The organism is Ruegeria sp. AG6 (assembly GCF_056541565.1).
This window is the reverse complement of the sequence record NZ_JBQFYQ010000001.1, coordinates 1,207,641-1,232,075: the sequence shown is the minus strand read 5'-3', so window position 1 is coordinate 1,232,075 and position 24,435 is coordinate 1,207,641. Positions and strand designations below refer to the sequence as shown.

The 24,435-nt window shown below is 59.2% G+C and carries 29 protein-coding genes; all 29 read left to right on the top strand.

Annotation, left to right across the window (positions count from 1 at the left end; translation table 11 throughout):
- The first annotated feature begins 289 nt into the window (after positions 1 to 289).
- The 29 genes from ACR0I0_RS06200 (at position 290) to nuoN (ending at position 24,431) form a co-directional block, all read left to right on the top strand.
- The gene (locus tag ACR0I0_RS06200) at positions 290 to 1,894 is read left to right on the top strand and encodes a carboxyl transferase domain-containing protein (protein ID WP_171722952.1); all 1,605 of its coding nucleotides are present in this window, start codon (positions 290 to 292) and stop codon (positions 1,892 to 1,894) included.
- 1 nt (position 1,895) lies between these two features.
- Entirely contained in the window at positions 1,896 to 2,321 is a 426-nt protein-coding gene (locus ACR0I0_RS06195; protein ID WP_209832585.1) for an ASCH domain-containing protein, read from the top strand.
- Between the two features lie 5 nt (positions 2,322 to 2,326).
- Positions 2,327 to 4,261 (top strand): acetyl/propionyl/methylcrotonyl-CoA carboxylase subunit alpha, encoded by a 1,935-nt coding sequence (locus ACR0I0_RS06190; RefSeq protein ID WP_480490590.1) that lies wholly within the window; start codon positions 2,327 to 2,329, stop codon positions 4,259 to 4,261.
- A 78-nt stretch (positions 4,262 to 4,339) separates the two neighbouring features.
- Positions 4,340 to 5,191, top strand: a complete 852-nt coding sequence (locus ACR0I0_RS06185) for a hydroxymethylglutaryl-CoA lyase (RefSeq protein ID WP_480490588.1) — start codon at positions 4,340 to 4,342, stop codon at positions 5,189 to 5,191.
- A 1-nt stretch (position 5,192) separates the two neighbouring features.
- A complete protein-coding gene (locus ACR0I0_RS06180; RefSeq protein ID WP_480490586.1) occupies positions 5,193 to 5,975 on the top strand; it encodes a crotonase/enoyl-CoA hydratase family protein in 783 nt (260 codons plus the stop codon).
- A 194-nt stretch (positions 5,976 to 6,169) separates the two neighbouring features.
- Positions 6,170 to 6,535, top strand: a complete 366-nt coding sequence (locus ACR0I0_RS06175; protein ID WP_050602775.1) for an NADH-quinone oxidoreductase subunit A — start codon at positions 6,170 to 6,172, stop codon at positions 6,533 to 6,535.
- On the top strand, positions 6,526 to 7,059 hold the full coding sequence (locus tag ACR0I0_RS06170; RefSeq protein ID WP_010442777.1) for a NuoB/complex I 20 kDa subunit family protein: 534 nt from the start codon (positions 6,526 to 6,528) through the stop codon (positions 7,057 to 7,059). The genes ACR0I0_RS06175 and ACR0I0_RS06170 overlap by 10 nt, the downstream gene beginning before the upstream one ends.
- Positions 7,060 to 7,070: 11 nt before the next feature.
- Positions 7,071 to 7,676, top strand: a complete 606-nt coding sequence (locus tag ACR0I0_RS06165; RefSeq protein ID WP_480490583.1) for an NADH-quinone oxidoreductase subunit C — start codon at positions 7,071 to 7,073, stop codon at positions 7,674 to 7,676.
- Positions 7,676 to 7,849 carry a hypothetical protein gene (locus ACR0I0_RS06160; protein ID WP_010442775.1) on the top strand — a complete coding sequence of 58 codons (174 nt, stop codon included), beginning with the start codon at positions 7,676 to 7,678 and terminating at the stop codon, positions 7,847 to 7,849. Before ACR0I0_RS06165 ends, ACR0I0_RS06160 begins: the two co-directional genes overlap by 1 nt.
- Positions 7,849 to 7,974 carry a hypothetical protein gene (locus ACR0I0_RS06155; protein WP_256368965.1) on the top strand — a complete coding sequence of 42 codons (126 nt, stop codon included), beginning with the start codon at positions 7,849 to 7,851 and terminating at the stop codon, positions 7,972 to 7,974. The genes ACR0I0_RS06160 and ACR0I0_RS06155 overlap by 1 nt, the downstream gene beginning before the upstream one ends.
- Entirely contained in the window at positions 7,974 to 9,197 is a 1,224-nt protein-coding gene (locus ACR0I0_RS06150) for an NADH-quinone oxidoreductase subunit D (protein WP_171631140.1), read from the top strand. The genes ACR0I0_RS06155 and ACR0I0_RS06150 overlap by 1 nt, the downstream gene beginning before the upstream one ends.
- The gene (locus ACR0I0_RS06145; protein WP_480490581.1) at positions 9,194 to 9,670 is read left to right on the top strand and encodes a hypothetical protein; all 477 of its coding nucleotides are present in this window, start codon (positions 9,194 to 9,196) and stop codon (positions 9,668 to 9,670) included. Before ACR0I0_RS06150 ends, ACR0I0_RS06145 begins: the two co-directional genes overlap by 4 nt.
- Positions 9,670 to 10,827 (top strand): NADH-quinone oxidoreductase subunit E, encoded by a 1,158-nt coding sequence (locus tag ACR0I0_RS06140; RefSeq protein ID WP_480490580.1) that lies wholly within the window; start codon positions 9,670 to 9,672, stop codon positions 10,825 to 10,827. The genes ACR0I0_RS06145 and ACR0I0_RS06140 overlap by 1 nt, the downstream gene beginning before the upstream one ends.
- Positions 10,828 to 10,857: 30 nt before the next feature.
- Positions 10,858 to 11,079, top strand: coding sequence for a DUF5337 domain-containing protein (locus ACR0I0_RS06135; RefSeq protein ID WP_171115038.1), 222 nt, complete (start codon positions 10,858 to 10,860; stop codon positions 11,077 to 11,079).
- A gap of 12 nt (positions 11,080 to 11,091) precedes the next feature.
- Positions 11,092 to 12,390 (top strand): NADH-quinone oxidoreductase subunit NuoF, encoded by a 1,299-nt coding sequence (nuoF, locus tag ACR0I0_RS06130; RefSeq protein ID WP_209832595.1) that lies wholly within the window; start codon positions 11,092 to 11,094, stop codon positions 12,388 to 12,390.
- A 5-nt stretch (positions 12,391 to 12,395) separates the two neighbouring features.
- Complete coding sequence (locus ACR0I0_RS06125; RefSeq protein WP_210092583.1) at positions 12,396 to 12,812, top strand: MAPEG family protein; 417 nt, start codon at positions 12,396 to 12,398, stop codon at positions 12,810 to 12,812.
- 37 nt (positions 12,813 to 12,849) lie between these two features.
- Positions 12,850 to 13,200: a hypothetical protein gene (locus tag ACR0I0_RS06120; protein WP_171631153.1), complete on the top strand. Its 351-nt coding sequence runs from the start codon at positions 12,850 to 12,852 to the stop codon at positions 13,198 to 13,200.
- A 98-nt stretch (positions 13,201 to 13,298) separates the two neighbouring features.
- Complete coding sequence (locus ACR0I0_RS06115) at positions 13,299 to 13,703, top strand: DUF5333 domain-containing protein (protein WP_171631156.1); 405 nt, start codon at positions 13,299 to 13,301, stop codon at positions 13,701 to 13,703.
- 5 nt (positions 13,704 to 13,708) lie between these two features.
- A complete protein-coding gene (nuoG, locus tag ACR0I0_RS06110; protein WP_480490576.1) occupies positions 13,709 to 15,730 on the top strand; it encodes an NADH-quinone oxidoreductase subunit NuoG in 2,022 nt (673 codons plus the stop codon).
- Positions 15,727 to 15,945: a hypothetical protein gene (locus ACR0I0_RS06105; RefSeq protein WP_171631160.1), complete on the top strand. Its 219-nt coding sequence runs from the start codon at positions 15,727 to 15,729 to the stop codon at positions 15,943 to 15,945. The genes nuoG and ACR0I0_RS06105 overlap by 4 nt, the downstream gene beginning before the upstream one ends.
- Positions 15,938 to 16,975, top strand: a complete 1,038-nt coding sequence (gene nuoH / locus ACR0I0_RS06100; RefSeq protein ID WP_152458581.1) for an NADH-quinone oxidoreductase subunit NuoH — start codon at positions 15,938 to 15,940, stop codon at positions 16,973 to 16,975. The genes ACR0I0_RS06105 and nuoH overlap by 8 nt, the downstream gene beginning before the upstream one ends.
- Before the next feature lies 1 nt (position 16,976).
- Positions 16,977 to 17,471, top strand: a complete 495-nt coding sequence (gene nuoI / locus ACR0I0_RS06095) for an NADH-quinone oxidoreductase subunit NuoI (RefSeq protein ID WP_480490574.1) — start codon at positions 16,977 to 16,979, stop codon at positions 17,469 to 17,471.
- Positions 17,468 to 17,878: a carboxymuconolactone decarboxylase family protein gene (locus ACR0I0_RS06090; protein ID WP_170476531.1), complete on the top strand. Its 411-nt coding sequence runs from the start codon at positions 17,468 to 17,470 to the stop codon at positions 17,876 to 17,878. The genes nuoI and ACR0I0_RS06090 overlap by 4 nt, the downstream gene beginning before the upstream one ends.
- Positions 17,875 to 18,477 carry an NADH-quinone oxidoreductase subunit J gene (locus ACR0I0_RS06085; RefSeq protein ID WP_480488055.1) on the top strand — a complete coding sequence of 201 codons (603 nt, stop codon included), beginning with the start codon at positions 17,875 to 17,877 and terminating at the stop codon, positions 18,475 to 18,477. The genes ACR0I0_RS06090 and ACR0I0_RS06085 overlap by 4 nt, the downstream gene beginning before the upstream one ends.
- Positions 18,474 to 18,962 (top strand): hypothetical protein, encoded by a 489-nt coding sequence (locus tag ACR0I0_RS06080; protein WP_480490572.1) that lies wholly within the window; start codon positions 18,474 to 18,476, stop codon positions 18,960 to 18,962. Before ACR0I0_RS06085 ends, ACR0I0_RS06080 begins: the two co-directional genes overlap by 4 nt.
- Before the next feature lie 4 nt (positions 18,963 to 18,966).
- Positions 18,967 to 19,272, top strand: coding sequence for an NADH-quinone oxidoreductase subunit NuoK (nuoK, locus tag ACR0I0_RS06075; protein WP_005984024.1), 306 nt, complete (start codon positions 18,967 to 18,969; stop codon positions 19,270 to 19,272).
- Between the two features lie 6 nt (positions 19,273 to 19,278).
- Positions 19,279 to 21,429 (top strand): NADH-quinone oxidoreductase subunit L, encoded by a 2,151-nt coding sequence (nuoL, locus tag ACR0I0_RS06070; RefSeq protein ID WP_171722963.1) that lies wholly within the window; start codon positions 19,279 to 19,281, stop codon positions 21,427 to 21,429.
- Positions 21,429 to 22,973, top strand: a complete 1,545-nt coding sequence (locus tag ACR0I0_RS06065) for an NADH-quinone oxidoreductase subunit M (RefSeq protein WP_480490571.1) — start codon at positions 21,429 to 21,431, stop codon at positions 22,971 to 22,973. Before nuoL ends, ACR0I0_RS06065 begins: the two co-directional genes overlap by 1 nt.
- Positions 22,974 to 22,988: 15 nt before the next feature.
- Positions 22,989 to 24,431: an NADH-quinone oxidoreductase subunit NuoN gene (gene nuoN / locus ACR0I0_RS06060; protein WP_480490570.1), complete on the top strand. Its 1,443-nt coding sequence runs from the start codon at positions 22,989 to 22,991 to the stop codon at positions 24,429 to 24,431.
- The last annotated feature ends 4 nt before the right edge of the window (positions 24,432 to 24,435 follow it).

The following is a 24,435-nucleotide window of genomic DNA, read 5'->3' as shown; positions in this document are numbered from 1 at the left end:
CAGCGAAGGGCAGTGAGGGCTACATACCTTTCGTCGAATGTGGAAAATGCAATGAGAAGCTCAGAGTCGCGAGCGGTTCTGGTCTCATCCACGCAATAATAGCTTGCACTCTCGTGACCGTTTTTTGGTTCGCCTTTGGAATGATGGGCTTGTTCGGCGTCGACGGCGTGTCACTGTTCCCAAGTTGGGTGCCGATTGGACTATTAGGAAAATCAATATTGTTTGGCATTGCTGTGGTTTTCATAGCTCTTCCAATTGCCAATCGGTCTTTGAAAATAGAGGTATGCAAATGAAACTCACATCCAAAGCTATGCCCGCCTCTGAGGGCTTCAAAGCCAACCGCGCAGCCCATCTCGACGCGCTGGCGCAGATATCTGCCGCCGCCGAGGCAGCCCGCATGGGGGGCGGCGAGAAATCCCGCGCGCGGCATGAATCCCGCGGCAAGATGCTCCCCCGCCGAAGGGTGGCGAACCTGCTGGATCCGGGGTCTCCGTTCCTCGAAATCGGGGCAACAGCGGCGCATGGGATGTATGGCGGTGCCGCGCCCTGTGCTGGGGTGATTGCGGGCATTGGCCTTGTGCAGGGGCAGCAGGTTATGGTTGTGTGCAATGATGCCACCGTGAAAGGCGGCACCTACTATCCGATGACGGTCAAAAAACACCTGCGGGCGCAGGAGATTGCCGAGGAAAACCATCTGCCCTGTATCTATCTGGTCGACAGCGGTGGCGCGAACCTGCCCAATCAGGATGAGGTCTTTCCCGACCGCGATCACTTTGGCCGCATTTTCTACAACCAAGCGCGGATGAGCGCGAAGGGGATCGCTCAGATCGCCGTGGTCATGGGGTCATGCACGGCCGGTGGCGCCTATGTGCCGGCGATGTCGGATGTGACGATCATCGTCAAGGAACAGGGCACGATCTTTCTGGCCGGCCCGCCGCTGGTCAAGGCAGCAACGGGAGAGGTCGTCAGCGCCGAAGATCTGGGCGGCGGCGATGTGCACACGCGCCTGTCCGGCGTGGCCGATTATCTGGCCGAGGATGATGCGCACGCGCTGGCCTTGGCCCGTCGGGCGGTTAAGTCACTCAACCGCCGCAAGCCGCAGACGGTGGACTGGGCCAGCCCCGAAGATCCGGCCTATGACCCCGAGGAAATCCTGGGCGTTGTCCCTGCTGATCTGCGCACGCCCTATGACATCCGTGAAGTGATTGCGCGTCTGGTCGATGGGTCTCGGTTCGACGAATTCAAACCGCGCTTCGGCGAAACGCTGGTCACGGGGTTTGCCCATGTCAAAGGCTGTCCGGTTGGGATCATCGCCAATAACGGCGTGCTGTTTTCCGAAGCCGCGCAGAAGGGCGCCCATTTCGTCGAGCTGTGTTCGCAACGCAAAATCCCGCTTGTGTTCCTGCAAAACATCACCGGCTTCATGGTGGGCCGCAAATACGAGAACGAAGGCATCGCGCGGCATGGGGCCAAGATGGTGACGGCGGTGGCGACCACTTCGGTGCCCAAGATCACGATGCTGGTCGGCGGCTCGTTTGGTGCTGGAAACTACGGCATGGCCGGTCGCGCCTATCAGCCGCGCTTTCTGTGGACCTGGCCGAATTCGCGCATTTCGGTGATGGGCGGCGAGCAGGCCGCTGGCGTTCTGGCCACCGTCAAACGCGACGGGATAGAACGGCAGGGTGGCACGTGGTCCGCCGAAGAGGAGGCCGAGTTCAAACGCCCGACGCTGGATATGTTCGAGGAACAGTCGCATCCACTCTATGCCTCGGCCCGACTGTGGGATGACGGCATCATTGACCCGCGCAAGAGCCGCGATGTGCTGGCCCTGTCGCTCAGCGCCGCTCTGAATGCCCCGATCGAGGAGACACGTTTCGGCGTGTTCAGGATGTGAGATGAGCGAGAGTTTGAAAGACATATTAGCCCGTTATCCCGGTGCACAAACCTTCAAATTCGGCGACAACCCCGTGCTGAGTTCAGAGCTTCTGGCCTTGGTCCGTTCTGGCCGTAAAACAGCGACCTGCGACGCGCTCAGAAACTATCCTGATGACAGCCTTGAGATGCCCAAGTCCGGTCGCCGCGATATTGCGCTGAACTGGGATGACACTCCGGCGTTGGTCATTGAAACCGTTGATATTTCGATCCAGCGTTACTGCGATGTGACCGAGGAATTCGCCTTGGCGGAAGGTGAAAATGAAACGCTTGAAGGATGGCGGGAAGATCATCGTCGATATTTCCAACGAAACGGCGACTTTGATCCCGAGATGAAACTCGTGTGCGAACGGTTCCGTCTCGTCGAAGATCTGGCATTGGAAGGGTGAAGGCCATGTTCAACAAAATTCTGATTGCCAACCGGGGTGAGATCGCCTGCCGGGTGATGGAAACGGCTCAGAGCATGGGCGTGTCCTGCGTTGCTGTTTATTCCGATGCGGATGCAGCCGCAAAACATGTTCAGATGGCGGATGAGGCGGTTCATATTGGCGGCCCGGCCCCGGCGGACAGCTATTTGAAGGGTGATGTGATCATTCAGGCCGCGCTGGACACCGGCGCGCAGGCGATCCATCCGGGATACGGCTTTTTGTCCGAGAATCCCGATTTCGTGGATGCCGTGCAGGCGGCGGGGCTGACGTTCATCGGCCCCTCGGCGGATGCGATCCGCAAGATGGGCCTCAAGGACGCGGCCAAGGTTCTGATGGAGAAGGCCGGCGTTCCGGTCGTGCCAGGTTATCACGGCGACAATCAGGACCCCGAGCATCTGGCAGGTGCGGCGGATGCAATCGGCTATCCGGTTCTGATCAAGGCCGTTGCGGGCGGCGGCGGCAAGGGGATGCGCCTTGTCGAACGCCCCGAGGATTTCGCGACCGCGCTCGACAGCGCGCGGGGCGAGGCCCGGACCGCCTTCGGCAATGATGCCGTGCTGGTCGAAAAATTCGTGGCCAAACCCCGCCATATCGAAGTGCAGGTGTTCGGCGATGGTACTCATGCCGTGCATCTGTTCGAAAGGGACTGCTCGTTGCAGCGCCGCCATCAGAAGGTGATCGAAGAAGCCCCCGCCCCGGGCATGACGTCTGAGATGCGCGAGGCTATGGGTCAGGCCGGCGTGCGGGCCGCCGAGGCGATCGGCTATAAAGGCGCGGGCACGGTCGAATTCATCGTCGATGCCTCGGACGGGCTGCGCCCCGACAGATTCTGGTTCATGGAAATGAACACGCGCCTTCAGGTGGAGCACCCGGTGACAGAGGCGATCACGGGGATCGACCTGGTCGAGTGGCAGCTTCGCGTGGCCGCAGGCGAGAGCCTTCCCAAGAAACAGGATGATCTTGCGATCTCTGGCCATGCCTTCGAGGCTCGTCTGTATGCCGAGGATGTGCCGAAAGGGTTCCTGCCCGCGACGGGGACGCTGACTCATCTGGTTTTCCCCGGCACGTGTCGCGCCGATAGCGGCGTTCGCGCCGGGGACACGATCAGCCCGTGGTATGACCCGATGATCGCCAAGGTGGTGGTGCATGGATCGACGCGTGCCGTTGCACTTGAGACGTTAAACCGGGTGCTGCAACAGACCGAAGTTGCGGGTACCGTTACCAATCTGGCCTTTCTGGGCGCGTTGACGCGTCACGAAGGATTTGCCTCGGGCGATGTCGATACGGGGCTGATCGGGCGGGACCTTGAAATGTTGGTGCAGGAACCCGAGCCGTCGGATGTTACCGCGGTCGCGGCTGCGATGACAGCATTGGATCTGGTGGATGTCGATTCGGAAACCGGGTTTTCGCTGTGGGCGCCGCTGCATCGTGCCGTGCATTTGTCCCGTCGCGACGACGTGCTGGATCTGGATGTGCAGGTCGATGGGCCGGATCGCCAGATTTGGCAGATTGGCAAAAACCGCGTCGTTGCGGACCGCACCGCCGGGCGCTGGATGTTGAACGACACGCCGATGCCTCGCGTTGCTGCACAAAACGGGACCCTGACGGTTTTCACCGATTACGGTCAGAGCTTTGACGTCATCGATCCGCTGGACCGCGATACCAGCGCGACCGGCGACACCAATGTGATCGAGGCGCCTATGCCCGGTCTGGTCAAAGCCGTTTTTGCCACAGCGGGACAAACCGTACAGAAAGGCGATCGTCTGGCCATTTTGGAAGCGATGAAGATGGAGCATTCGCTGCTTGCGGCGCGGGACGGGATCGTTGCCGAAGTGCTGGTCGGGGATGGTTCGCAGGTCGAAGCCGGGGCTGCCTTGGTGAGGTTGGAGGAAGAAGCTTGATCTGTACCCGCGCAACGCGGCGTGCCAAGGTCAGACGATATTTGCTTGAAACGACGACAATCCAGAAGGGGGGCGGACATGGGTGAGCTGGTCGAAATCTATGAGGTCGGGCCGCGCGACGGGCTGCAAAACGAAAAACGCGAAATACCGGTCGCGGACAAGATCGCCTTGATCGACTGTCTCAGCCGGGCGGGGTTTCGCCGGATCGAAGTTGCAAGCTTCGTGTCCCCGAAATGGGTGCCGCAGATGGCGGGTTCCGCTCAGGTGCTGGGGGGGATCACGCGTGCGAATGGGGTGCGCTATGCCGCGCTGACGCCGAACATGCATGGCTATGGCGACGCGCTGGCGGCCAGGGCGGACGAGATTGCCGTGTTTGCCTCGGCCTCCGAAGGATTCTCGAAGGCCAATATCAATGCATCCATCGCCGAGTCGATTGAGCGGTTCACGCCGATTCTGGAGGCGGCGCGCCATATCGACCTGCCGGTTCGAGGCTATGTCTCATGCGTGACGGATTGCCCATATGACGGCCCGACGCCGCCCGAAAAAGTGGCTGAGGTTGCTGATCGGCTTTTTGCGCTGGGCTGTTACGAGGTTTCGCTGGGCGACACGATTGGGCAGGCAACTCCGGACAAGGTTGCACATATGCTTCTGGCGGTGCGCGAAAGGGTTCCGGTGACACGGCTGGCGGGGCATTTCCATGACACCAACGGGCGCGCGATCGACAACATCGATGCGGCATTGGCGCTGGGCGTGCGGGTGTTCGATGCAGCCGTGGGCGGGTTGGGCGGTTGCCCCTACGCCCCAGGTGCGGCCGGTAACGTGGCCACCGAGGACGTTGCGGCGCATTTGCAGCGGCTGGGGTATGAAACTGGCCTGGATATCGACGTCATTGAAGAGGCCGCGCAGATGGCCAGGGCTTTGAGGGGCTGACATGTTTGAAACGATCACGATCTCGACGGATAAGCGTGGTGTCGCGACGCTCACTCTGAACCGGCCGGACAAACACAATGCTATGTCGGGGCAGATGATCACGGAATTGACCGAGGCCGCATCGCAACTTGGTCAGGATGACGCGGTCCGGGCGGTGGTTCTGGCCGCGGCGGGCAAGACGTTTTGTGCCGGCGGTGATCTGGGATGGATGCAGGACCAGATGGCGGCTGACAAAAAGACGCGTTTTGTCGAGGCGCGCAAGCTGGCCGAGATGTTGCAGGCTCTGAACACGATGCCAAAGCCTCTGATCGGGGCGTTGCAGGGCAATGCCTTTGGGGGCGGGGTGGGCATGGCGGCCGTGTGCGATGTCGCGATCGGGGTCGACAGTCTGAAGATGGGGTTGACCGAAACGCGCCTGGGGCTGATCCCCGCAACAATTGGCCCCTATGTCATCGCCCGCATGGGCGAAGCCCGCGCGCGCCGGGTATTCATGTCGGCCCGTCTGTTCGATGCGTCCGAGGCCGTTGATCTGGGCCTGCTGGCGAAAACCGTGTCGGCAGATCGGCTTTCCGAGGCCGTTGAGGACGAAATTCGCCCCTATTTGTCTTGCGCGCCCGGGGCGGTTGCCTCTGCCAAGGCGCTGGTGCGCGCTCTGGGTCCGCGCATCGACGATGCCGTGATCGATCAGACCATAGGCGAGCTGGTCGAACGGTGGGAAACACACGAGGCACGCGAAGGGATCGCTGCGTTTTTTGAAAAACGAAAACCTGCATGGAATAAGTAGGTTTTACCAGGTTCCTCCACGCCAAAGCCAAACGCTGGTACTGCGATTCTATGCCGCGCTGTCAAGCGCAGGTTTGATCGCGAAGGGGGCTGTGTTCGGTTGACCCTCTGACCCCGCAGGGATAGAGAATGTCCAGTCAACACGCCAATTGACGGCGCACCCGACAAGACATGTGCGCAGGAAAGGAGCTATTCGTGGAAGACCTGCTGCGGGAGTACCTCCCGATTCTGGTGTTTCTGGCCGTTGCCGTTGGTCTTGGGATCGTCTTGATTCTGGCCGCCGTCGTACTGGCCGTCCGCAATCCCGACCCCGAAAAGGTCAGCGCATATGAATGTGGTTTCAATGCCTTCGACGATGCGCGGATGAAATTCGACGTCCGATTCTATCTGGTCTCGATTCTGTTCATCATCTTCGATCTTGAAATTGCCTTCCTGTTTCCCTGGGCCGTCGGCTTCAAGGACATCAGCGATGTTGGGTTCTGGTCCATGATGGTGTTCCTGGGCGTTCTGACCATCGGCTTTGCCTATGAATGGAAGAAAGGGGCGCTGGAATGGGAGTGATGACAGGTGCCAACACTGCCGGTGTCGACAAGGAAGTCGCCACCCAGGCCCTGAACGCCGAGTTGCAGGACAAAGGTTTCCTGCTGACCTCGACCGAGGACATCATCAACTGGGCCCGGACCGGATCGCTGCACTGGATGACCTTTGGTTTGGCCTGCTGCGCGGTTGAGATGATGCATACCTCGATGCCGCGTTATGATGCGGAACGGTTCGGCATTGCGCCTCGGGCGTCCCCGCGCCAGTCGGACGTGATGATCGTGGCGGGAACGCTGACCAACAAGATGGCGCCCGCGCTGCGCAAGGTCTATGACCAGATGCCCGAGCCGCGCTATGTGATCTCGATGGGGTCCTGCGCCAATGGCGGTGGGTATTACCACTATTCCTATTCCGTCGTGCGTGGCTGTGACCGGGTTGTTCCGGTGGACATCTATGTGCCCGGCTGCCCTCCGACTGCTGAGGCACTGCTTTACGGTCTGATGCAGTTGCAACGCAAAATCCGCCGTACCGGCACAATTGTCCGCTGAGGAGAGAGCTGATGAGCGAAGCACTCAAGGAACTCGGCACGCAGTTGGAAATCAAGCGGTCTGATTGTGTTCTGTCATGGGACGTGACCCACGGCGAGCTGAACGTGGATGTGGCGCCGTCAAACCTTGTGGAATTCGTCGAATTCCTGAAATCCGACCAGAGCTGCAAATTCTCGTCGCTGGTGGATATCACCGGTGTGGATTACCCCGAACGCGCCAAACGGTTCGATGTGGTCTATCACTTCCTGTCGATGTACCAGAACCAGCGCATCCGGCTGCGGGTGTCGATCCGCGAGGATGACATGGTGCCCTCGATCGTCGATGTTCACCCCTCGGCCAACTGGTTCGAGCGTGAGGTGTACGACATGTTCGGCATCCTGTTCTCGGGCCACCCAGATCTGCGCCGCATCCTGACCGACTACGGCTTTCGCGGTCATCCGCTGCGCAAGGATTTTCCGACCACTGGCTATACCGAGGTCCGCTATGACGAGGCGCAGAAACGCGTCGTCTACGAGCCGGTCAGTCTCGTGCAGGAGTACCGGCAGTTTGATTTCATGTCCCCATGGGAAGGTGCGAACTACATTCTGCCGGGGGATGAGAAACAGGAGACCGAATAATGGGTGGCATCTGGTGGCTGATCCTGTCTGCGCTGACCATCATTCCGATGGTGAAGATATTGCCGTTCTTCGGGATCAACAAATACTGGTGCCTGCTGTGTCTGGTTCCCTTTGGCACGATCGCCCTGCTGTGGTGGGTCGGGCTTAAACTGCAAGAGCTGGAGCGCCGCTGATGGGTCTGGGGGAACTGATCGCGTTGGGGGCGCTGGGGGTTCTGCTGGCCGGGGCTGCTGCCAAAGCGGCCGAGGCGGAAAAGGTTCGGGTTCGGGCCGATGCGAAAAAGAAACGAGGGCGTTGATGGACGGCTCAAGATACGATGACGGCAGCACGGACGCGCTGAGCGGAGAACAGAAGATCCGCAACTTTAACATTAACTTCGGCCCGCAACACCCTGCGGCGCACGGGGTTCTGCGTTTGGTGCTTGAACTGGACGGCGAGATTGTCGAGCGCTGCGACCCGCATATCGGCCTGCTGCACCGCGGCACCGAAAAGCTGATGGAAAGCCGAACGTATCTGCAAAACCTGCCCTATTTCGACCGTCTGGATTACGTGGCGCCGATGAACCAGGAACATGCCTGGTGTCTGGCCATCGAAAAGCTGACCGGGGTTGAAGTACCGCGTAGGGGTTCGCTGATCCGGGTTCTGTATTCCGAGATCGGCCGCATCCTCAACCACCTGCTGAACGTGACCACGCAGGCGATGGATGTGGGCGCGTTGACCCCGCCGCTCTGGGGCTTTGAAGAGCGCGAAAAGCTGATGGTGTTCTATGAGCGTGCCTGCGGGGCCCGCCTTCACGCGGCTTATTTCCGCCCCGGCGGTGTGCATCAGGACCTGCCGCCGGAACTGCTGGACGATATCGAGGCCTGGAGTCACGAGTTCCCAAGCGTCCTTGATGACATTGACGGGCTGCTGACCGAAAACCGCATCTTCAAGCAGCGCAACGCCGATATCGGCGTGGTGACCGAAGATGACATCCAGAAATACGGCTTCTCGGGCGTGATGGTGCGTGGATCGGGTCTGGCCTGGGACCTGCGTCGCGCGCAGCCCTACGAGTGCTACGACGAGTTCGAATTCCAGATCCCCGTCGGCAAGAACGGCGACTGCTATGACCGCTACCTTGTCCGCATGGAGGAAATGCGCCAGTCGCTGCTGATCATCCGTCAGGCCATCGCCAAAATCCGCGAGTGCCCCGGTGACGTTCTGGCGCGCGGCAAGATCACCCCGCCAAAACGCTCGGACATGAAGACCTCGATGGAAAGCCTGATCCATCACTTCAAACTGTATACCGAAGGCTTCCACGTGCCGGCTGGTGAGGTCTATGCCGCCGTCGAGGCCCCCAAGGGCGAGTTCGGCGTCTATCTGGTCGCCGACGGCACCAACAAGCCTTATCGCGCCAAACTGCGCGCGCCCGGTTTCCTGCACCTGCAAGCCATGGACCACGTTGCCAAAGGCCACCAACTGGCCGACGTCGCCGCCATCATCGGCACCATGGACGTTGTGTTTGGGGAGATTGATCGGTGAGATGCTTTGCCCTGATTCTGGCCCTCGTGGCTGCCCTACCGGCGCAGGCCGCATCGACTCACCCGACGGCAAAAGTGCTGGAGGTTATGCGGGAAAACGGCTGTCGGCTGGATATTTCGCAAACCGAGGAGGCTTTTTCTGCGCGTGACCTGCGCCCCGAGGATGTCAGCGCCGTGATCAATTCCTGGGCCGAACGGGGGTTGGCTGGTCTGGACGGTCCCGTATTCGAGATTGCGCCTGCGATTTGCGGTGCGCATGGACTTGCGCCCGAGGATACGGCAAGGCGTGCCGACGCCTTATTTGACTTCGTGCGTTTGAATGGGTGCCGTATGGTCGAAGAAGAAGCCGAGATAAAATTGCGCCCCGCCGGTTTTACACAGGCCGAAACGCCTGATCTGATTGCCTTCCTTGTCGAACAAGGTCGCGCGCATCAGAACGCCCCCTATATCATCGTGATCGGAGATGCCTGCTAATGCTGCGCCGTCTGCACCCCGAACAACCCGAAAGCTTTGCCTTCACCGCTGCCAACCAGCAATGGGCCAAAGCGCAGATTACCAAATACCCCGAGGGGCGTCAGGCCAGCGCGGTCATTCCGCTGCTGTGGCGCGCGCAGGAGCAGGAGGGCTGGCTGAGCCGTCCGGCGATTGAATCGGTCGCGGATATGCTGGGCATGGCCTATATCCGCGTGCTCGAGGTCGCCTCGTTCTACTTCATGTTCCAGCTGCAACCAGTAGGATCTGTGGCGCATATTCAGGTCTGCGGCACGACGTCCTGCATGATCTGCGGGGCCGAGGATCTGATCGCGGTCTGCAAGGAAAAGATCGCGGCGAAACCGCATGAACTTTCTGCCGATGGCAAGCTGAGCTGGGAAGAGGTCGAGTGCCTGGGATCCTGCACCAATGCGCCGATGGCGCAGATCGGCAAGGATTACTATGAGGACCTGACCGCCGAGAGCTTTGGCAGGATCCTCGACGATCTGGTGGCGGGCAAGGTGCCGACGCCCGGTCCTCAGAATGGGCGTTACGCGGCCGAGCCGTTGAAAGGGCTTTCCAGCCTGTCCGAATATGAAGCCAGCAAGCCGAAATACAACGCGAGTGTTGAACTGGCGACAGAGCTTGGGGACACGGTCAAGCGTATCGACGGAACCGAAGTTCCGATCCTGACTCCTTGGCTTGGTAAGGATGGCAAAGCCGAAGCTTCCGGTTCCGCTCCTCAACCGCCGAAAAAGCCGGAGCCCGGCAAGACGGCGGCACAACAGAGTGGAACCAAAAAATCTACCCATACCGAACCGGCATCTCCCGAGGGCGCTGCAGCAAAGACGGATGGCCCAGACGTTCAGGAGACCCAGCCTAACACTCTAACCGCGGCACGTGACGGCAAGGCGGATGACCTTAAATTGTTGAAAGGCGTCGGCCCCAAGCTGGAAGAAACGCTAAACGAGCTGGGTTTCTATCACTATGACCAGATCGCGGCCTGGACGCCCGAACATGTGGCCTGGGTCGATGCGCGATTGAAATTCAAAGGCCGGATCGAACGCGATGGCTGGATCGAGCAGGCGACCAAGCTTGCTGCCGGTGAGGAAACCGAATTCGCCAAACGTGCCAAATCCGAGGGCACATACGAAGACTAGACGGATGCCCGTTCCGGGCTTCGGGGGAAGATGGACAAGGACAAGGAACAGGCCATAGCCCGCAAGGGCCGACATATCGGGGTGGTCATCGCCGTGACCATGCTGATCTGGCTTGCGATGAACCTGTTCATTGGCCCCGCGCTGGGTTTGACAACCCGGCATGCGCTGCTGTTTGATTTCGCCGCTCTGGCGGGATTCATCTATGCGGGCGTCAACATTTTTCAACTCTGGCGCATGCGTCAGGACAGCTGAAGGTAACACGCGATGCTGAAGGATCAGGACCGGATCTTTACCAACATCTACGGGATGCATGAACGCACGCTGAAAGGTGCGCAGGCCCGCGGGCATTGGGACGGCACTGCTGGCCTGATTGATAAAGGGCGCGACTGGATCATCCAGACGATGAAGGATTCCGGGCTGCGCGGACGCGGCGGCGCGGGTTTCCCGACCGGTCTCAAATGGTCGTTCATGCCCAAAGAAAGCGACGGGCGCCCGTCCTATCTGGTGGTCAACGCGGACGAATCCGAACCCGGCACCTGCAAAGACCGCGAGATCATGCGCCATGATCCACATACGCTGATCGAGGGCTGCCTGATCGCGTCTTTCGCCATGAATGCCCACACCTGCTACATCTACCTGCGTGGTGAGTACATCCGCGAACGCGAGGCGTTGCAGGCCGCGATTGACGAGGCCTATGACGCGGGTCTGCTGGGCAAGAATGCCGCGGGCTCGGGCTGGGATTTCGACCTATTTCTGCACCACGGGGCGGGCGCCTATATCTGTGGCGAGGAAACCGCGCTGATTGAAAGCCTCGAAGGTAAAAAGGGCATGCCGCGGATGAAGCCGCCGTTCCCGGCAGGTGCGGGTTTGTATGGCTGCCCGACGACCGTGAACAACGTCGAATCCATCGCCGTCGTACCTACGATCCTGCGCCGTGGGGCGGATTGGTTCGCAGGTTTCGGCCGCCAGAACAACGCGGGCACCAAGCTGTTTGCGATCTCGGGTCACGTCAACAACCCCTGCGTCGTGGAAGAGGCGATGTCAATTTCCTTCGAGGAGCTGATCGAGACCCATTGCGGCGGCATTCGCGGTGGCTGGGACAATCTGCTGGCCGTGATCCCCGGAGGATCCTCGGTTCCGTGTGTGCGCGGTGAGAACATGCGCGACGCGATCATGGATTTCGATTATCTGCGCAACGATCTGGGCTCGGGGCTTGGAACGGCGGCGGTGATCGTGATGGACAAGTCCACCGACATCATCAAGGCGATCTGGCGCCTGTCAAAATTCTACAAACACGAAAGCTGCGGCCAGTGCACGCCCTGCCGCGAAGGCACTGGCTGGATGATGCGGGTCATGGACCGCCTGGTGCGTGGCGAGGCCGAGCTGGAAGAGATTGACATGCTGTTTGATGTGACCAAACAGGTGGAAGGTCACACGATCTGCGCGCTCGGCGATGCGGCCGCTTGGCCGATCCAGGGCCTGATCCGGAATTTCCGTGAAGAAATCGAAGACCGCATCAAGGCTCAGAAATCGGGCCGTATGGGTGCGATGGCGGCGGAGTGATCGGGATGGACATGTTTGCAGAATACAGCCACGCGATTTCATCGGTTGTGCTTTTCACGCTGGTGGTTCTGTTCCTGGCCCCGTTTTCAGCGCTGGCCAAGCAGGGCAAAGGCCTCGCGCCTGGGGCGACCCCTGAGCAGGACTATTCCGACCAGGCCTATCGACTGAACCGGGCCTATCTGAACGGAACGGAAACGCTTCCGGCGTTTGTGGCTGTTGTGACTGCGGCGGTATTGCTGGGCGTCAGCCCGGTCTGGGTCAATCTGCTGGCGTCTGTCGCATTGGTTGCGCGGTTGGTGATGCTGGTGGTGCACATCAAAGGCATAGGCAAGCCGAACAGTGGCCTTCGGTCCGTGCTGTATGTATTGGGCTGGGCCTGCATGTTTGTGATTGGGCTTATGGCATTGGTGGCGGCGTTCTGATGGCGTCCCGGCAGATGAGAACACGAAGAGGGATAGTATGAAGGCCTCAAGAACCCTTGTAGTCCTGCTGGCACTGGCAAGCGTGTCCGCCTGCGGCATCATCAAGCCGTCGGAAGATCGTATTTTGTTCGATGGAAAAGCGTTCAAGGCAAAGGCGAAGGCGGTCGACAAGAAAGCATCGCCAACGGACTTTACCGTTGTGGTAAAGGGTGCGTCCGCATCGCTGGACGGCGCACGTGAGGCCGGCCGTCATGAAGGAACCAAGTTTTGCGTGCAGAATTTCGGGTCTTCGCGGATCGATTGGAAAGTGGGGCCGGACACCGAACCGCAAAACCTGCGCATCAGTGATGATCAATTGACCTTTGCGGGAAAATGCCAACGGCCATGACGCGCGGTTTTGCATATCACGACACGGATTGCCGGCCGCTATTGCCTAGCAAGACCGGACCGGTTCGTTTTGGTGCGTCCAAAACGAAGGGAAAATCCATGTCTATTGCCAAAACACTTGCGCTGGCTACCTTGGTCACATTGCCTGCCGTTGCAAATGCGAAGCCGCCCTTGAGGGATGTCAAAGAGATCGACGACGAACTCTATTACATCGCGATCGCAAATGAAATTTCGGAATATTGCCCCTCGATCAGCGGGCGTCGATTGAAAGCGATCAGTGTGATGTGGGGGCTGCGCTCCAAGGCGAACAAACTGGGGTATTCGGACACCGAAATCCGCACTTACGTCGAATCGGATGCTGAAAAAGACCGGATGCGCGCCAAGGGCGAGGCGTATCTGGCTTCGAATGGCGTGACCTATGACAACCCCAACACATTCTGCACTCTGGGGCAGAAAGAAATCCAAAGAAACAGCGCCATTGGCGTTTATTTGAGGGCGAATTGAAAGCCATGTCTGACCTCCGCAAGATCAATATCGACGGACAGGAAATCGAAGTCGATGGCGCGATGACCCTGATCCAGGCTTGTGAACAAGCCGGGGTCGAAGTGCCGCGCTTTTGTTATCACGAGCGTCTGTCGATTGCTGGCAATTGCCGGATGTGCCTGGTCGAGGTCGTCGGCGGGCCGCCGAAACCTGCGGCCTCCTGCGCGATGCAGGTGCGTGACCTGCGTCCGGGGCCTGAAGGTCAACCCCCGGTGGTCAAGACGAACTCGCCCATGGTCAAAAAGGCCCGCGAAGGCGTGATGGAGTTCCTGCTGATCAACCATCCGCTGGATTGCCCGATCTGTGATCAGGGTGGCGAATGCGACCTTCAGGATCAGGCGATGGCCTATGGCATGTCCGGATCCCGCTTCAAGGAAGCAAAGCGGGCGGTCGATGATCTGGATCTTGGCCCGCTGGTTGGCACCGCAATGACCCGCTGCATCAGCTGCACGCGCTGCGTGCGCTTCACCACCGAAGTTGCCGGGATAACTCAGATGGGTCAGACCGGGCGCGGTGAGGATGCCGAGATCACCTCGTATCTGAACCAGACGCTGGATTCGAATTTGCAGGGCAACATCATCGATCTGTGCCCTGTCGGGGCGCTGACCTCCAAGCCCTACGCCTTTACTGCACGTCCGTGGGAATTGACCAAAACCGAAAGCATCGATGTGATGGATGCGTTGGGATCGAACATACGCGTCGATACCAAAGGCCGTGAAGTCATGCGTTTCCTGCCGCGCAATCATGACGGCGTGAACGAGGAATGGATCAGCGACAAGACCCGCTTTGTCTGGGATGGCCTGCGCCGTCAGCGTTTGGACAAGCCCTATGTCCGTAAAAACGGCAAGCTGCGCCCGGCCTCATGGTCCGAGGCGCTGACCAAGGCAGCAGAGGCGCTGAAAGGCGCCGAGAAACCCGCCGGTATCGTGGGCGATCTGGCTCCGGTCGAGGCGGCGTTTGCGCTGAAACAGATGATCGAAGGGCAGGGTGGTGTTGTCGAATGCCGTACCGATGGCGCAAAGCTTCCGGCGGGCAATCGTGGCGCTTACGCTGGCACCGCCGCGATTGAAGATATCGACACCGCGGAACGTATCCTGCTGATCGGTACCAACCCACGTGACGAAGCGCCTGTCCTGAACGCGCGCATCCGCAAGGCGTGGGCGCATGGGGCCGAAGTCGCTTTGGTCGGTCCTGCGGTCGATCTGACATATGAGTATCAGCATGTTGGCGATGATCGAACAGCGCTGCAAAAAGTTGTCGACATGGGCGGAGATGATGAGATCAAGGGAAAACGGTCGTTGGTCATCATCGGTCAGGGCGCTTTGCAGGAAGCGGACGGCGCCGCCGTGCTGGCTGCTGCGCAAGCCATCGCGGCCAATACAGAAAGTGGTCTGATCGTTTTGCACACTGCGGCATCGCGCGTTGGTGCGATGGATGTGGGTGCCACGAACGAAGGCGGAATGGACGCGATCAGCGCCGCCGACGTGATCTACAACCTTGGTGCGGATGAGGTCGAGATCGGCGAAGGCGCCTTTGTGATCTATCAGGGCAGCCATGGTGACCGGGGTGCACACCGCGCCGATGTGATCCTGCCAGGCGCGGCCTATACCGAGGAAAACGGCGTGTTCGTAAACACCGAAGGTCGCCCTCAACTGGCGATGCGGGCCGGTTTTGCGCCGGGTGAGGCGAAGGAAAACTGGGCCATCCTGCGCGCCTTGTCGGCCGAACTGGGTGCAACACTGCCCTACGACTCCCTGGCACAGTTGCGCACGGCCTTGATCGAGGCGGTTTCGCATCTGGCCCGTATCGACGAAGTGATCGAGAACGATGTGAAAGCTCTCGACGCCGGTGCTCTGGGCAACGCAACTTTCCGCTATGCGATCAAGGACTTCTACCTGACCAACCCGATCGCACGGGCTTCACAGTTGATGGCCGAGCTTTCGGCACAGGCGCAGGCCCGCAAATCCGAGAAGATCGCGGCGGAATGACCCAGACCATTTTCATATCGCAGATCGGCGCATCCGGTGCCGGGCGGCAGTTGGCCGCGCCTGATTTGCGTGTGAAACCGAATATTAAGGGTGGCGCAATGGCGGCAGATGCTGTTTACACCAACGCGCCGACCCAGCCGCAGTTTGCGCAGGCTTCTGGCCTTTGCATCGCGCGCGGAAAACGGAATACCCACGGTGTGAGGACCAATGGCTGAATTCTTTAACACCCCAGGCGGAATAGCCATCATCATTCTGGCGCAAGTGCTTGCCGTTGTTGCCTTTGTGATGATTTCACTGTTGTTCCTTGTTTACGGGGACCGCAAGATCTGGGCCGCTGTCCAGATGCGCCGCGGCCCCAACGTGGTGGGCGTCTATGGCCTGCTGCAATCGGTGGCGGATGCCCTGAAATATGTGGTGAAAGAGGTCGTCATTCCTGCGGGCGCCGACCGGACGGTCTTTATCCTCGCACCGCTGACATCCTTCGTTCTGGCGATGATCGCCTGGGCGGTGATCCCGTTCAACGATGGCTGGGTTCTGTCGGATATCAACGTCGCGATCCTCTATGTATTCGCGGTGTCCTCGCTCGAGGTTTATGGCGTGATCATGGGCGGTTGGGCGTCGAACTCAAAGTACCCGTTCTTGGGCTCGCTGCGCTCGGCCGCGCAGATGATTTCCTACGAGGTTTCGATCGGCCTGATCATCATCGGTGTGATCATTTCGACCGGCTCGATGAATTTTGGCGACATCGTGCGCGCTCAGGACGGCTCGTTCGGCTTCTTCAGCTGGTACTGGCTGCCGCATTTCCCGATGGTGTTCCTGTTCTTCATCTCGGCCCTGGCCGAAACCAACCGACCACCGTTTGACTTGCCCGAGGCGGAATCGGAACTGGTCGCCGGTTATCAGGTCGAATATTCGGCCACGCCTTTCCTGCTGTTCATGGCAGGCGAATACATCGCCATCTTCCTGATGTGCGCGCTGACCTCTCTGCTGTTCTTCGGCGGCTGGCTGTCCCCGATCCCTGGCCTGCCGGACGGCGTTCTGTGGATGGTGGCCAAGATGGCGTTCTTCTTCTTCATCTTCGCAATGGTCAAGGCGATCACACCCCGCTACCGCTATGACCAGCTGATGCGGCTGGGCTGGAAAGTGTTCCTGCCATTCTCGCTGGCTTGGGTGGTTTTCGTGGCCTTTGCGGCGAAATTCGACTGGTTCTGGGGCGCATTTGCCCGTTGGAGCGTAGGAGGCTGATATGACCCAAATCGACTATACCCGCGCTGCCAAATACTTCCTTCTGCAAGACTTCTGGGTCGGCATGAAGCTGGGGCTGAAGTATTTCTTCGCGCCCAAGGCCACGGTGAACTATCCGCACGAAAAGGGGCCTCTGTCCCCACGTTTCCGCGGCGAACACGCTCTGCGCCGCTATCCGAATGGTGAAGAACGCTGCATCGCCTGCAAACTCTGCGAGGCGATCTGCCCGGCCCAAGCCATCACCATCGACGCTGAACCGCGCGAGGACGACAGCCGCCGCACCACGCGCTATGACATCGACATGACCAAGTGCATCTATTGCGGCTTCTGTCAGGAAGCTTGCCCGGTCGATGCCATCGTCGAAGGCCCGAATTTCGAATTCGCAACGGAAACCCGCGAAGAGCTGTTCTATGACAAGCAGAAACTGCTGGACAACGGCGAACGCTGGGAAGCCGAGATCGCCCGCAATCTGGAACTGGACGCGCCTTACCGATGAGTGACAGCCCGACAAATCCGTTCGAGCTGATGATGAAGCAGGCTCAGGACATGGCCAAGGCGATGAACCCGGCGATGGAAAGCTTCTCGCCCAAGGGGTTCGAGGCGCTGTGGCCAACCATGCCGAAAGAGGTCATGGAGATGATGTTTGGCAACACCGTCAACAAAGACGGGCTGGATGCCAAAACCCGCCTTCTGCTGACGCTGGCCGGGCTGACCTGTCAGGGCGCTCAGGCGGACTCGGCAGTGCGTCAGACCGTGCGCCACGCTTTGGAGGCGGGTGCCAAGAAACAAGAGATCGTGGAAACGATCGGTCAGATGTCGGTCTTTGCCGGCATCCCGGCCATGACCCGCGCGCTGGATCTGGCGCAAGAGGTCATGGGCGACAACGAGGATGAGGATCAATGACCGTCTTTGCCTTCTACCTGTTTGCCATCAGCGCCATCACCGGCGGGCTGTTCACGGTGATCAGCCGTCAGCCAGTGCACTCGGTGCTGTGGCTGATCCTGTCCTTCCTGTCTGCGGCGGGGCTGTTCGTGCTGCTGGGGGCCGAGTTCGTGGCGATGCTGTTGATCATCGTCTACGTGGGCGCGGTCGCTGTGCTTTTCCTCTTCGTTGTGATGATGTTGGATGTGGACTTTGCCGAGCTAAAGGCCGAGATGGCGCGCTATATGCCGCTGGCCCTGCTGATCGGTCTGGTCATCCTGATGCAATTTGTCTTGGCTTTCGGCGCCTGGGACAGCGCGCAGGGTGCTGCCGAAAATCTGGCGCAGCCGGTCCCGACTGACCGCCACAACACCGAGGCGCTGGGTGTCATCCTTTACGATCAGTACTTTCTTCTGTTCCAACTTGCGGGCCTGATCCTGCTGGTGGCTATGATCGGCGCCATCGTTTTGACGCTGCGCCACCGTCAGGATATCAAGCGTCAGGACATCGTCGGCCAGATGATGCGCGATCCGGCCAAGGCGATGGAATTGAAGGACGTGAAACCGGGGCAGGGGTTGTGAGGTTCAAAGCCGTGATATCTGGGCTAAGTTTCGCTTTTTTCCCCGCGACTGTTTTCGCAGCGGGTATCGAAGCTTGCGAAGCTCTTCCGATTATGTCGCATCACGTGTTCGAGACGAACCACAGAATCGTTGGCAACGGCGTTGTCTCTTACTCTGAGATTGGCTCTATCTGCACCGACGAATTGGGATGCACACATACTGAGTTTGTTTTGTTTGCGGCTTGTGAAAGCGGTCAAACGATGCGCGTCGTAGCGAATCTTGAACGGGACTTCGACGGTACTCATTTGGATCGCGTCGATGAAGCAAATGAAGTTGTCCAAGTACTAGCATCTGCTGAAACAAGTTATTCGTGGACTTCGGCAACAAAAGCCTTTGAGCGAAGGGCATTCCAGATCGACGACTACATTGAATCGAAAGAAAACTGCGCCTGTGCAATGGCGTTTCCCGAGCTTCGCAACGGGAAAGAGAAATTCGAGGGACTCTAAGACGATGATCGGACTTGAACACTATCTTACGGTCGCGGCGACGCTGTTCGTCATCGGCATCTTCGGTCTCTTCCTGAACCGCAAGAACGTCATCATCCTGCTGATGAGCATCGAGCTGATGCTGCTGGCGGTGAATATCAACCTCGTGGCGTTTTCCAGCTTCCTTGGCGATCTGGTCGGGCAGGTGTTCACGCTGTTCGTGCTGACCGTTGCGGCGGCCGAGGCGGCGATTGGTCTGGCCATTCTGGTCTGCTTCTTCCGCAACCGCGGCACCATCGCGGTTGAAGACGTCAATATGATGAAGGGGTAAGAGAACATGGAAACCACCATCCTCTTTGCCCCGCTGGTGGGCGCGCTGCTCTGCGGGTTTGGCTGGAGATTCATTGGCGAGAAGGCCGCCATGTGGACGGCCACGGGCCTGCTGTTTCTGGCTTGTCTGCTGTCATGGCTCGTGTTCTTCTCGTTCGACGGGCTCACACAACAGATCGAGATCATGCGCTGGATCGAAAGCGGGTCGCTCTCGACCTCGTGGGCCATCCGTCTGGACCGGCTGACCGCCATCATGCTGATCGTGGTCACCACGGTTTCGGCGCTCGTGCATCTCTACAGCTTTGGCTACATGGATCACGACCCGCAATGGCGCGAAGGCGAAAGCTATAAGCCGCGTTTCTTTGCCTATCTGTCCTTCTTTACCTTCGCAATGCTGATGCTGGTGACGGCGGACAACCTTGTGCAGATGTTCTTTGGCTGGGAAGGCGTGGGTGTTGCCTCGTATCTGCTGATCGGCTTCTACTATCGCAAGCCGTCGGCAAATGCGGCGGCGATGAAAGCGTTCATCGTCAACCGTGTGGGCGATTTCGGCTTTGCTCTGGGCATCTTCGCGCTGTTCTTCCTGACCGACAGCATCAACTTTTCGGACATTTTCGCATCGGCACCCGCGCTTGCAGAAGAAAAGCTACATTTCCTGTGGGGCGAATGGACCGCGGTCGAGGTGATCTGTGTTCTGCTGTTCATCGGTGCGATGGGTAAATCCGCGCAGCTGATCCTGCACACCTGGTTGCCGGACGCGATGGAAGGCCCGACGCCGGTGTCGGCCCTGATCCACGCGGCCACCATGGTGACAGCGGGCGTGTTCCTTGTCTGCCGCATGTCGCCGCTGATGGAGTTCGCGCCGGGCGCGACCGGGTTCATCACTTTCCTTGGGGCCTCGACAGCGTTCTTCGCGGCGACCGTGGGTCTGGTACAGACCGACATCAAGCGCGTCATTGCGTATTCGACCTGTTCCCAGCTGGGATACATGTTCGTGGCCGCGGGCGTCGGCATGTATTCGGCGGCGATGTTCCACCTGTTCACGCACGCTTTCTTCAAGGCGCTGCTGTTCCTCGGTGCGGGGTCCGTGATCCACGCCATGCATCACGAGCAGGAGATGACGGAATATGGCGGTCTGCGCAAAAAGATCCCTTACACCTTCTGGGCGATGATGATCGGAACGCTGGCCATCACGGGTGTCGGCATTCCGCTTACCACAATCGGTTTTGCCGGGTTCCTGTCTAAAGACGCGATCATCGAAAGCGCCTATGCGGGCGGAACCGGCTACGCCTTCTGGATGCTGGTGATCGCGGCGATGTTCACCTCGTTCTATAGCTGGCGTCTGATTTTCCTGACCTTCTATGGCAAACCGCGTGGCGACAAGCATACGCATGACCACGCACATGAAAGCCCGATGACCATGCTGGTGCCGCTTGGCGTTCTGTCGCTGGGTGCGGTGTTTGCCGGGATGATCTGGTATGGCAATTTCTTTGGCCATGCGGACAAGGTCGGCAAGTTCTACGGTATTCCGGTTGCCGAAGCGTCAGAACATGCCGAGGCCGGTGATCATGCGGCGGCGGATGCTTCGCACGGTGAAGACAGCCATGCGGATGAAAGCCACGCGGCTGACAGTCATGCCGATGAAGGTCATGGTGAGAAGGATGCAAAGGGTGGCGATCATCACTATGTCTTTGCGGGCCAGCCCGGCGAGGGCGCGCTTTACATGGCGCCGGACAACCATGTTCTGGACGATGCGCATGCGGCTCCGAAATGGGTCAAGGTTTCACCCTTCGTCGCCATGTTGCTTGGCTTTGTCGTGGCCTATTGGTTCTACATCGTGAATACGTCGCTGCCGGCACGTCTGGCTGCAAATCAGCGTCCGCTGTACCTGTTCCTTCTGAACAAGTGGTATTTCGACGAAATCTACGATGCGGTCTTCGTAAAACCCACTGTGGCGCTTGGCCGCTTCCTGTGGAAACGCGGTGACGGCAATACAATCGATGGCTTCCTGAACGGAGTAGCAATGGGCGTTGTTCCCTTCTTCACCCGCCTCGCCGGCAAGGCGCAGACCGGGTACATCTTTACCTATGCCTTCTGGATGGTGCTGGGCATCGCGGCCCTTGTCACCTGGATGTCGATCGGCGGAGGGGCCCAGTAATGGATTATATCCTTTCGATCGTCACGTTTATCCCCGCCATCGCCGCAGGCATTCTTGCCTTGTTCCTGCAAGGTGACGATGCGGCGGCACAGCGGAACGCCAAGTGGATTGCTCTGCTGGCCACCACTGTGACCTTCCTGGTTTCCATCGGCATCTATACAGGCTTTGACCCGTCGAACCCCGGTTTCCAGATGGTGGAAGAGGGCGAGTGGCTGATGGGCCTCAAATACAAGATGGGTGTTGATGGCATCAGTGTCCTGTTCGTTCTGCTGACGACCTTCATCATGCCGCTGACCATTCTGGCCAGCTGGAATGTCACGGACCGTGTCAAGGAATACATGGTTGCCTTCCTGCTGCTGGAAACGCTGATGCTGGGCGTCTTCATGGCGCTTGATCTGGTACTGTTCTACCTGTTCTTCGAAGCGGGTCTTATTCCGATGTTCCTGATCATCGGGATATGGGGCGGCAAGGATCGGATCTACGCCAGCTTCAAGTTCTTCCTCTACACCTTCCTCGGCTCGGTCTTGATGCTGGTCGCCATGGTTGCAATGTATGCGGATGCGGGCACCACGGACATTGCCGCGCTGATGACGCACCAGTTCTCGTCCGAGGGCTTCAGCGTGCTGGGCATCTATGTTGTCGGTGGCATGCAGACCCTGATGTTCCTGGCCTTCTTTGCCTCGTTCGCGGTGAAAATGCCGATGTGGCCGGTGCATACCTGGTTGCCGGACGCCCACGTTCAGGCGCCCACGGCGGGATCGGTCGTACTGGCCGCGATCCTTCTGAAGATGGGCGGCTATGGCTTCCTGCGGTTCAGCCTGCCGATGTTCCCGGTGGGTTCGGCCGTGATGACCGATCTGGTGCTGTGGATGTCTGCCATCGCGGTTGTCTATACCTCTTTGGTGGCGCTGGTGCAGGAGGATATGAAGAAACTGATCGCCTATTCCTCGGTCGCGCATATGGGCTTTGTGACCATGGGTATTTTCGCGGCAAACCAGCAGGGCATCGATGGCGCGATCTTCCAGATGCTCAGCCACGGGTTCATCTCGGCCGCGCTGTTCCTGTGCGTTGGCGTGATCTATGACCGGATGCACACCCGCGATATCGAGGCTTATGGCGGTCTGGTGATCCGGATGCCAGCCTACGCGCTGGTCTTTATGTTGTTTACCATGGCCAATGTGGGCCTGCCGGGCACCAGTGGCTTCATCGGTGAATTCCTGACCCTGATGGGCGCGTTCCAGATCAACACCTGGGTAACGGCTGTGGCAGCGACCGGTGTGATCTTCTCGGCGGGTTATGCGCTGTGGCTCTACCGCCGGGTCGTGTTTGGCGATCTGATCAAGGAAAGCCTTAAGGCGATGACCGACATGAGCTCGCGCGAGCGATTGATCTTCGCCCCGCTGATCGTGATGACCATCCTGCTGGGTGTCTACCCGTCGCTGGTGACCGATGTAATCGGGCAATCCACAGCGGCTCTGATTTCGAACTATGACACGGCTCTGGCCGCGGCTGAGGCTGCGACCCAGACAGCCGCTTCGCATTAAGGGAGCTTTGGAGACATGATCCAGGCTGATCTGACAATCATCCTGCCGGAAATCGTTCTGGCGCTTTATGCGATGGCGGCGCTGCTGGGGGCTGTCTACACGACAAAGGACGGACTGGCGCCTTTGCTGGTCTGGACCACGGCAGGTCTTATGGCCCTTCTGGCAATCTGGATTGCAACTCAGGGCGGGGGTACAAACGTGGCCTTCAACGGCATGTTCGTCGATGACGGCTTTGCCCGCTTTGCCAAGGTTGCTATCCTTTTGTCGGCGGGTGCAGTACTGGTCATGAGCCAGGAATACATGGCGCGCCGCGATCTGCTGCGTTTTGAATATCCTTTGCTGGTGGCACTGGCCGCCGTGGGGATGATGATGATGGTCAGCGCAGGCGATCTGATGTCGCTTTACATGGGGCTCGAGCTGCAATCGCTGTCGCTCTATGTCGTGGCCGCTCTGCGTCGTGACAGCGCGAAATCGACCGAGGCAGGTCTGAAGTATTTTGTGCTGGGTGCGCTGAGCTCGGGTCTGCTGCTTTATGGCGCGTCGCTGGTCTATGGCTTCACCGGCACCACGTTGTTCTCGGGCATCATCCAGACAGTTCACCATGGCGATGTTTCGTTGGGGCTGCTGTTTGGCCTAATCTTCCTGATCTCAGGTCTGGCCTTCAAGGTCTCGGCCGTACCGTTCCATATGTGGACGCCGGACGTTTACGAGGGGTCTCCGACACCGATCACGGCTTTCTTTGCCACGGCGCCCAAGGTTGCGGCGATGGCGTTGTTCGCGCGCCTGTTGCATGACGCGTTCGGCGGCATTGTCAAAGACTGGCAGCAAGTGATTGTCATGCTGTCCGTGCTGTCGATGTTGCTGGGGGCCGTGGCCGCGATCGGGCAGCGCGACATCAAGCGACTGATGGCTTTTTCGTCGATTGCCCATATGGGCTATGCGCTGATTGGCCTGGCCGCTGGTACCGAGCTGGGTATCAAGGCCATGCTCATGTATCTGGCCATCTACGTGACCATGAATATCGGCACCTTCGCCTTCATTCTGATGATGGAACGTGACGGCAAACCCATCACTGACATTGACGCTCTGCGGCAATACTCCAAGCGTGATCCGGGCAAGGCGCTGGCGGTGCTGATCCTGATGTTCAGCCTGGCGGGCGTGCCTCCGATGCTTGGTTTCTTTGCGAAATTCGGCGTCTGGCAGGCGGGCGTCAGTGCGGGTCTGACCGGTCTGGTCGTCCTCTCGGCCATCGCTTCGGTCATCGGTGCCTTCTATTACCTGCGGATCGTGTTCTACATGTATTTCGGGGCCGAGAACGAAGAGCCGATCGAAACCCGGTCGACCCCTGTTCTGTGGGTGGCATTGATGGGGTCTGCGGCCCTAATGCTGGTCGGCATCTTCTATCAGTTCGGCGTCGAGGGCGCGGCAGCAGCCGCGGCGGCCACGCTTGTCAATTGATCGT

What these genes read in the sequence shown, in the direction of transcription:
- ACR0I0_RS06200 (WP_171722952.1), top strand. Translation starts at nt 290, where the DNA reads ATGAAACTCACATCCAAAGCTATGCCCGCCTCTGAGGGCTTCAAAGCC.
- ACR0I0_RS06195 (WP_209832585.1), top strand. Translation starts at nt 1,896, where the DNA reads ATGAGCGAGAGTTTGAAAGACATATTAGCCCGTTATCCCGGTGCACAA.
- ACR0I0_RS06190 (WP_480490590.1), top strand. Translation starts at nt 2,327, where the DNA reads ATGTTCAACAAAATTCTGATTGCCAACCGGGGTGAGATCGCCTGCCGG.
- ACR0I0_RS06185 (WP_480490588.1), top strand. Translation starts at nt 4,340, where the DNA reads ATGGGTGAGCTGGTCGAAATCTATGAGGTCGGGCCGCGCGACGGGCTG.
- ACR0I0_RS06180 (WP_480490586.1), top strand. Translation starts at nt 5,193, where the DNA reads ATGTTTGAAACGATCACGATCTCGACGGATAAGCGTGGTGTCGCGACG.
- ACR0I0_RS06170 (WP_010442777.1), top strand. Translation starts at nt 6,526, where the DNA reads ATGGGAGTGATGACAGGTGCCAACACTGCCGGTGTCGACAAGGAAGTC.
- ACR0I0_RS06165 (WP_480490583.1), top strand. Translation starts at nt 7,071, where the DNA reads ATGAGCGAAGCACTCAAGGAACTCGGCACGCAGTTGGAAATCAAGCGG.
- ACR0I0_RS06160 (WP_010442775.1), top strand. Translation starts at nt 7,676, where the DNA reads ATGGGTGGCATCTGGTGGCTGATCCTGTCTGCGCTGACCATCATTCCG.
- ACR0I0_RS06155 (WP_256368965.1), top strand. Translation starts at nt 7,849, where the DNA reads ATGGGTCTGGGGGAACTGATCGCGTTGGGGGCGCTGGGGGTTCTGCTG.
- ACR0I0_RS06150 (WP_171631140.1), top strand. Translation starts at nt 7,974, where the DNA reads ATGGACGGCTCAAGATACGATGACGGCAGCACGGACGCGCTGAGCGGA.
- ACR0I0_RS06140 (WP_480490580.1), top strand. Translation starts at nt 9,670, where the DNA reads ATGCTGCGCCGTCTGCACCCCGAACAACCCGAAAGCTTTGCCTTCACC.
- ACR0I0_RS06135 (WP_171115038.1), top strand. Translation starts at nt 10,858, where the DNA reads ATGGACAAGGACAAGGAACAGGCCATAGCCCGCAAGGGCCGACATATC.
- nuoF (WP_209832595.1), top strand. Translation starts at nt 11,092, where the DNA reads ATGCTGAAGGATCAGGACCGGATCTTTACCAACATCTACGGGATGCAT.
- ACR0I0_RS06125 (WP_210092583.1), top strand. Translation starts at nt 12,396, where the DNA reads ATGGACATGTTTGCAGAATACAGCCACGCGATTTCATCGGTTGTGCTT.
- ACR0I0_RS06120 (WP_171631153.1), top strand. Translation starts at nt 12,850, where the DNA reads ATGAAGGCCTCAAGAACCCTTGTAGTCCTGCTGGCACTGGCAAGCGTG.
- ACR0I0_RS06115 (WP_171631156.1), top strand. Translation starts at nt 13,299, where the DNA reads ATGTCTATTGCCAAAACACTTGCGCTGGCTACCTTGGTCACATTGCCT.
- nuoG (WP_480490576.1), top strand. Translation starts at nt 13,709, where the DNA reads ATGTCTGACCTCCGCAAGATCAATATCGACGGACAGGAAATCGAAGTC.
- ACR0I0_RS06105 (WP_171631160.1), top strand. Translation starts at nt 15,727, where the DNA reads ATGACCCAGACCATTTTCATATCGCAGATCGGCGCATCCGGTGCCGGG.
- nuoH (WP_152458581.1), top strand. Translation starts at nt 15,938, where the DNA reads ATGGCTGAATTCTTTAACACCCCAGGCGGAATAGCCATCATCATTCTG.
- nuoI (WP_480490574.1), top strand. Translation starts at nt 16,977, where the DNA reads ATGACCCAAATCGACTATACCCGCGCTGCCAAATACTTCCTTCTGCAA.
- ACR0I0_RS06090 (WP_170476531.1), top strand. Translation starts at nt 17,468, where the DNA reads ATGAGTGACAGCCCGACAAATCCGTTCGAGCTGATGATGAAGCAGGCT.
- ACR0I0_RS06085 (WP_480488055.1), top strand. Translation starts at nt 17,875, where the DNA reads ATGACCGTCTTTGCCTTCTACCTGTTTGCCATCAGCGCCATCACCGGC.
- nuoK (WP_005984024.1), top strand. Translation starts at nt 18,967, where the DNA reads ATGATCGGACTTGAACACTATCTTACGGTCGCGGCGACGCTGTTCGTC.
- nuoL (WP_171722963.1), top strand. Translation starts at nt 19,279, where the DNA reads ATGGAAACCACCATCCTCTTTGCCCCGCTGGTGGGCGCGCTGCTCTGC.
- ACR0I0_RS06065 (WP_480490571.1), top strand. Translation starts at nt 21,429, where the DNA reads ATGGATTATATCCTTTCGATCGTCACGTTTATCCCCGCCATCGCCGCA.
- nuoN (WP_480490570.1), top strand. Translation starts at nt 22,989, where the DNA reads ATGATCCAGGCTGATCTGACAATCATCCTGCCGGAAATCGTTCTGGCG.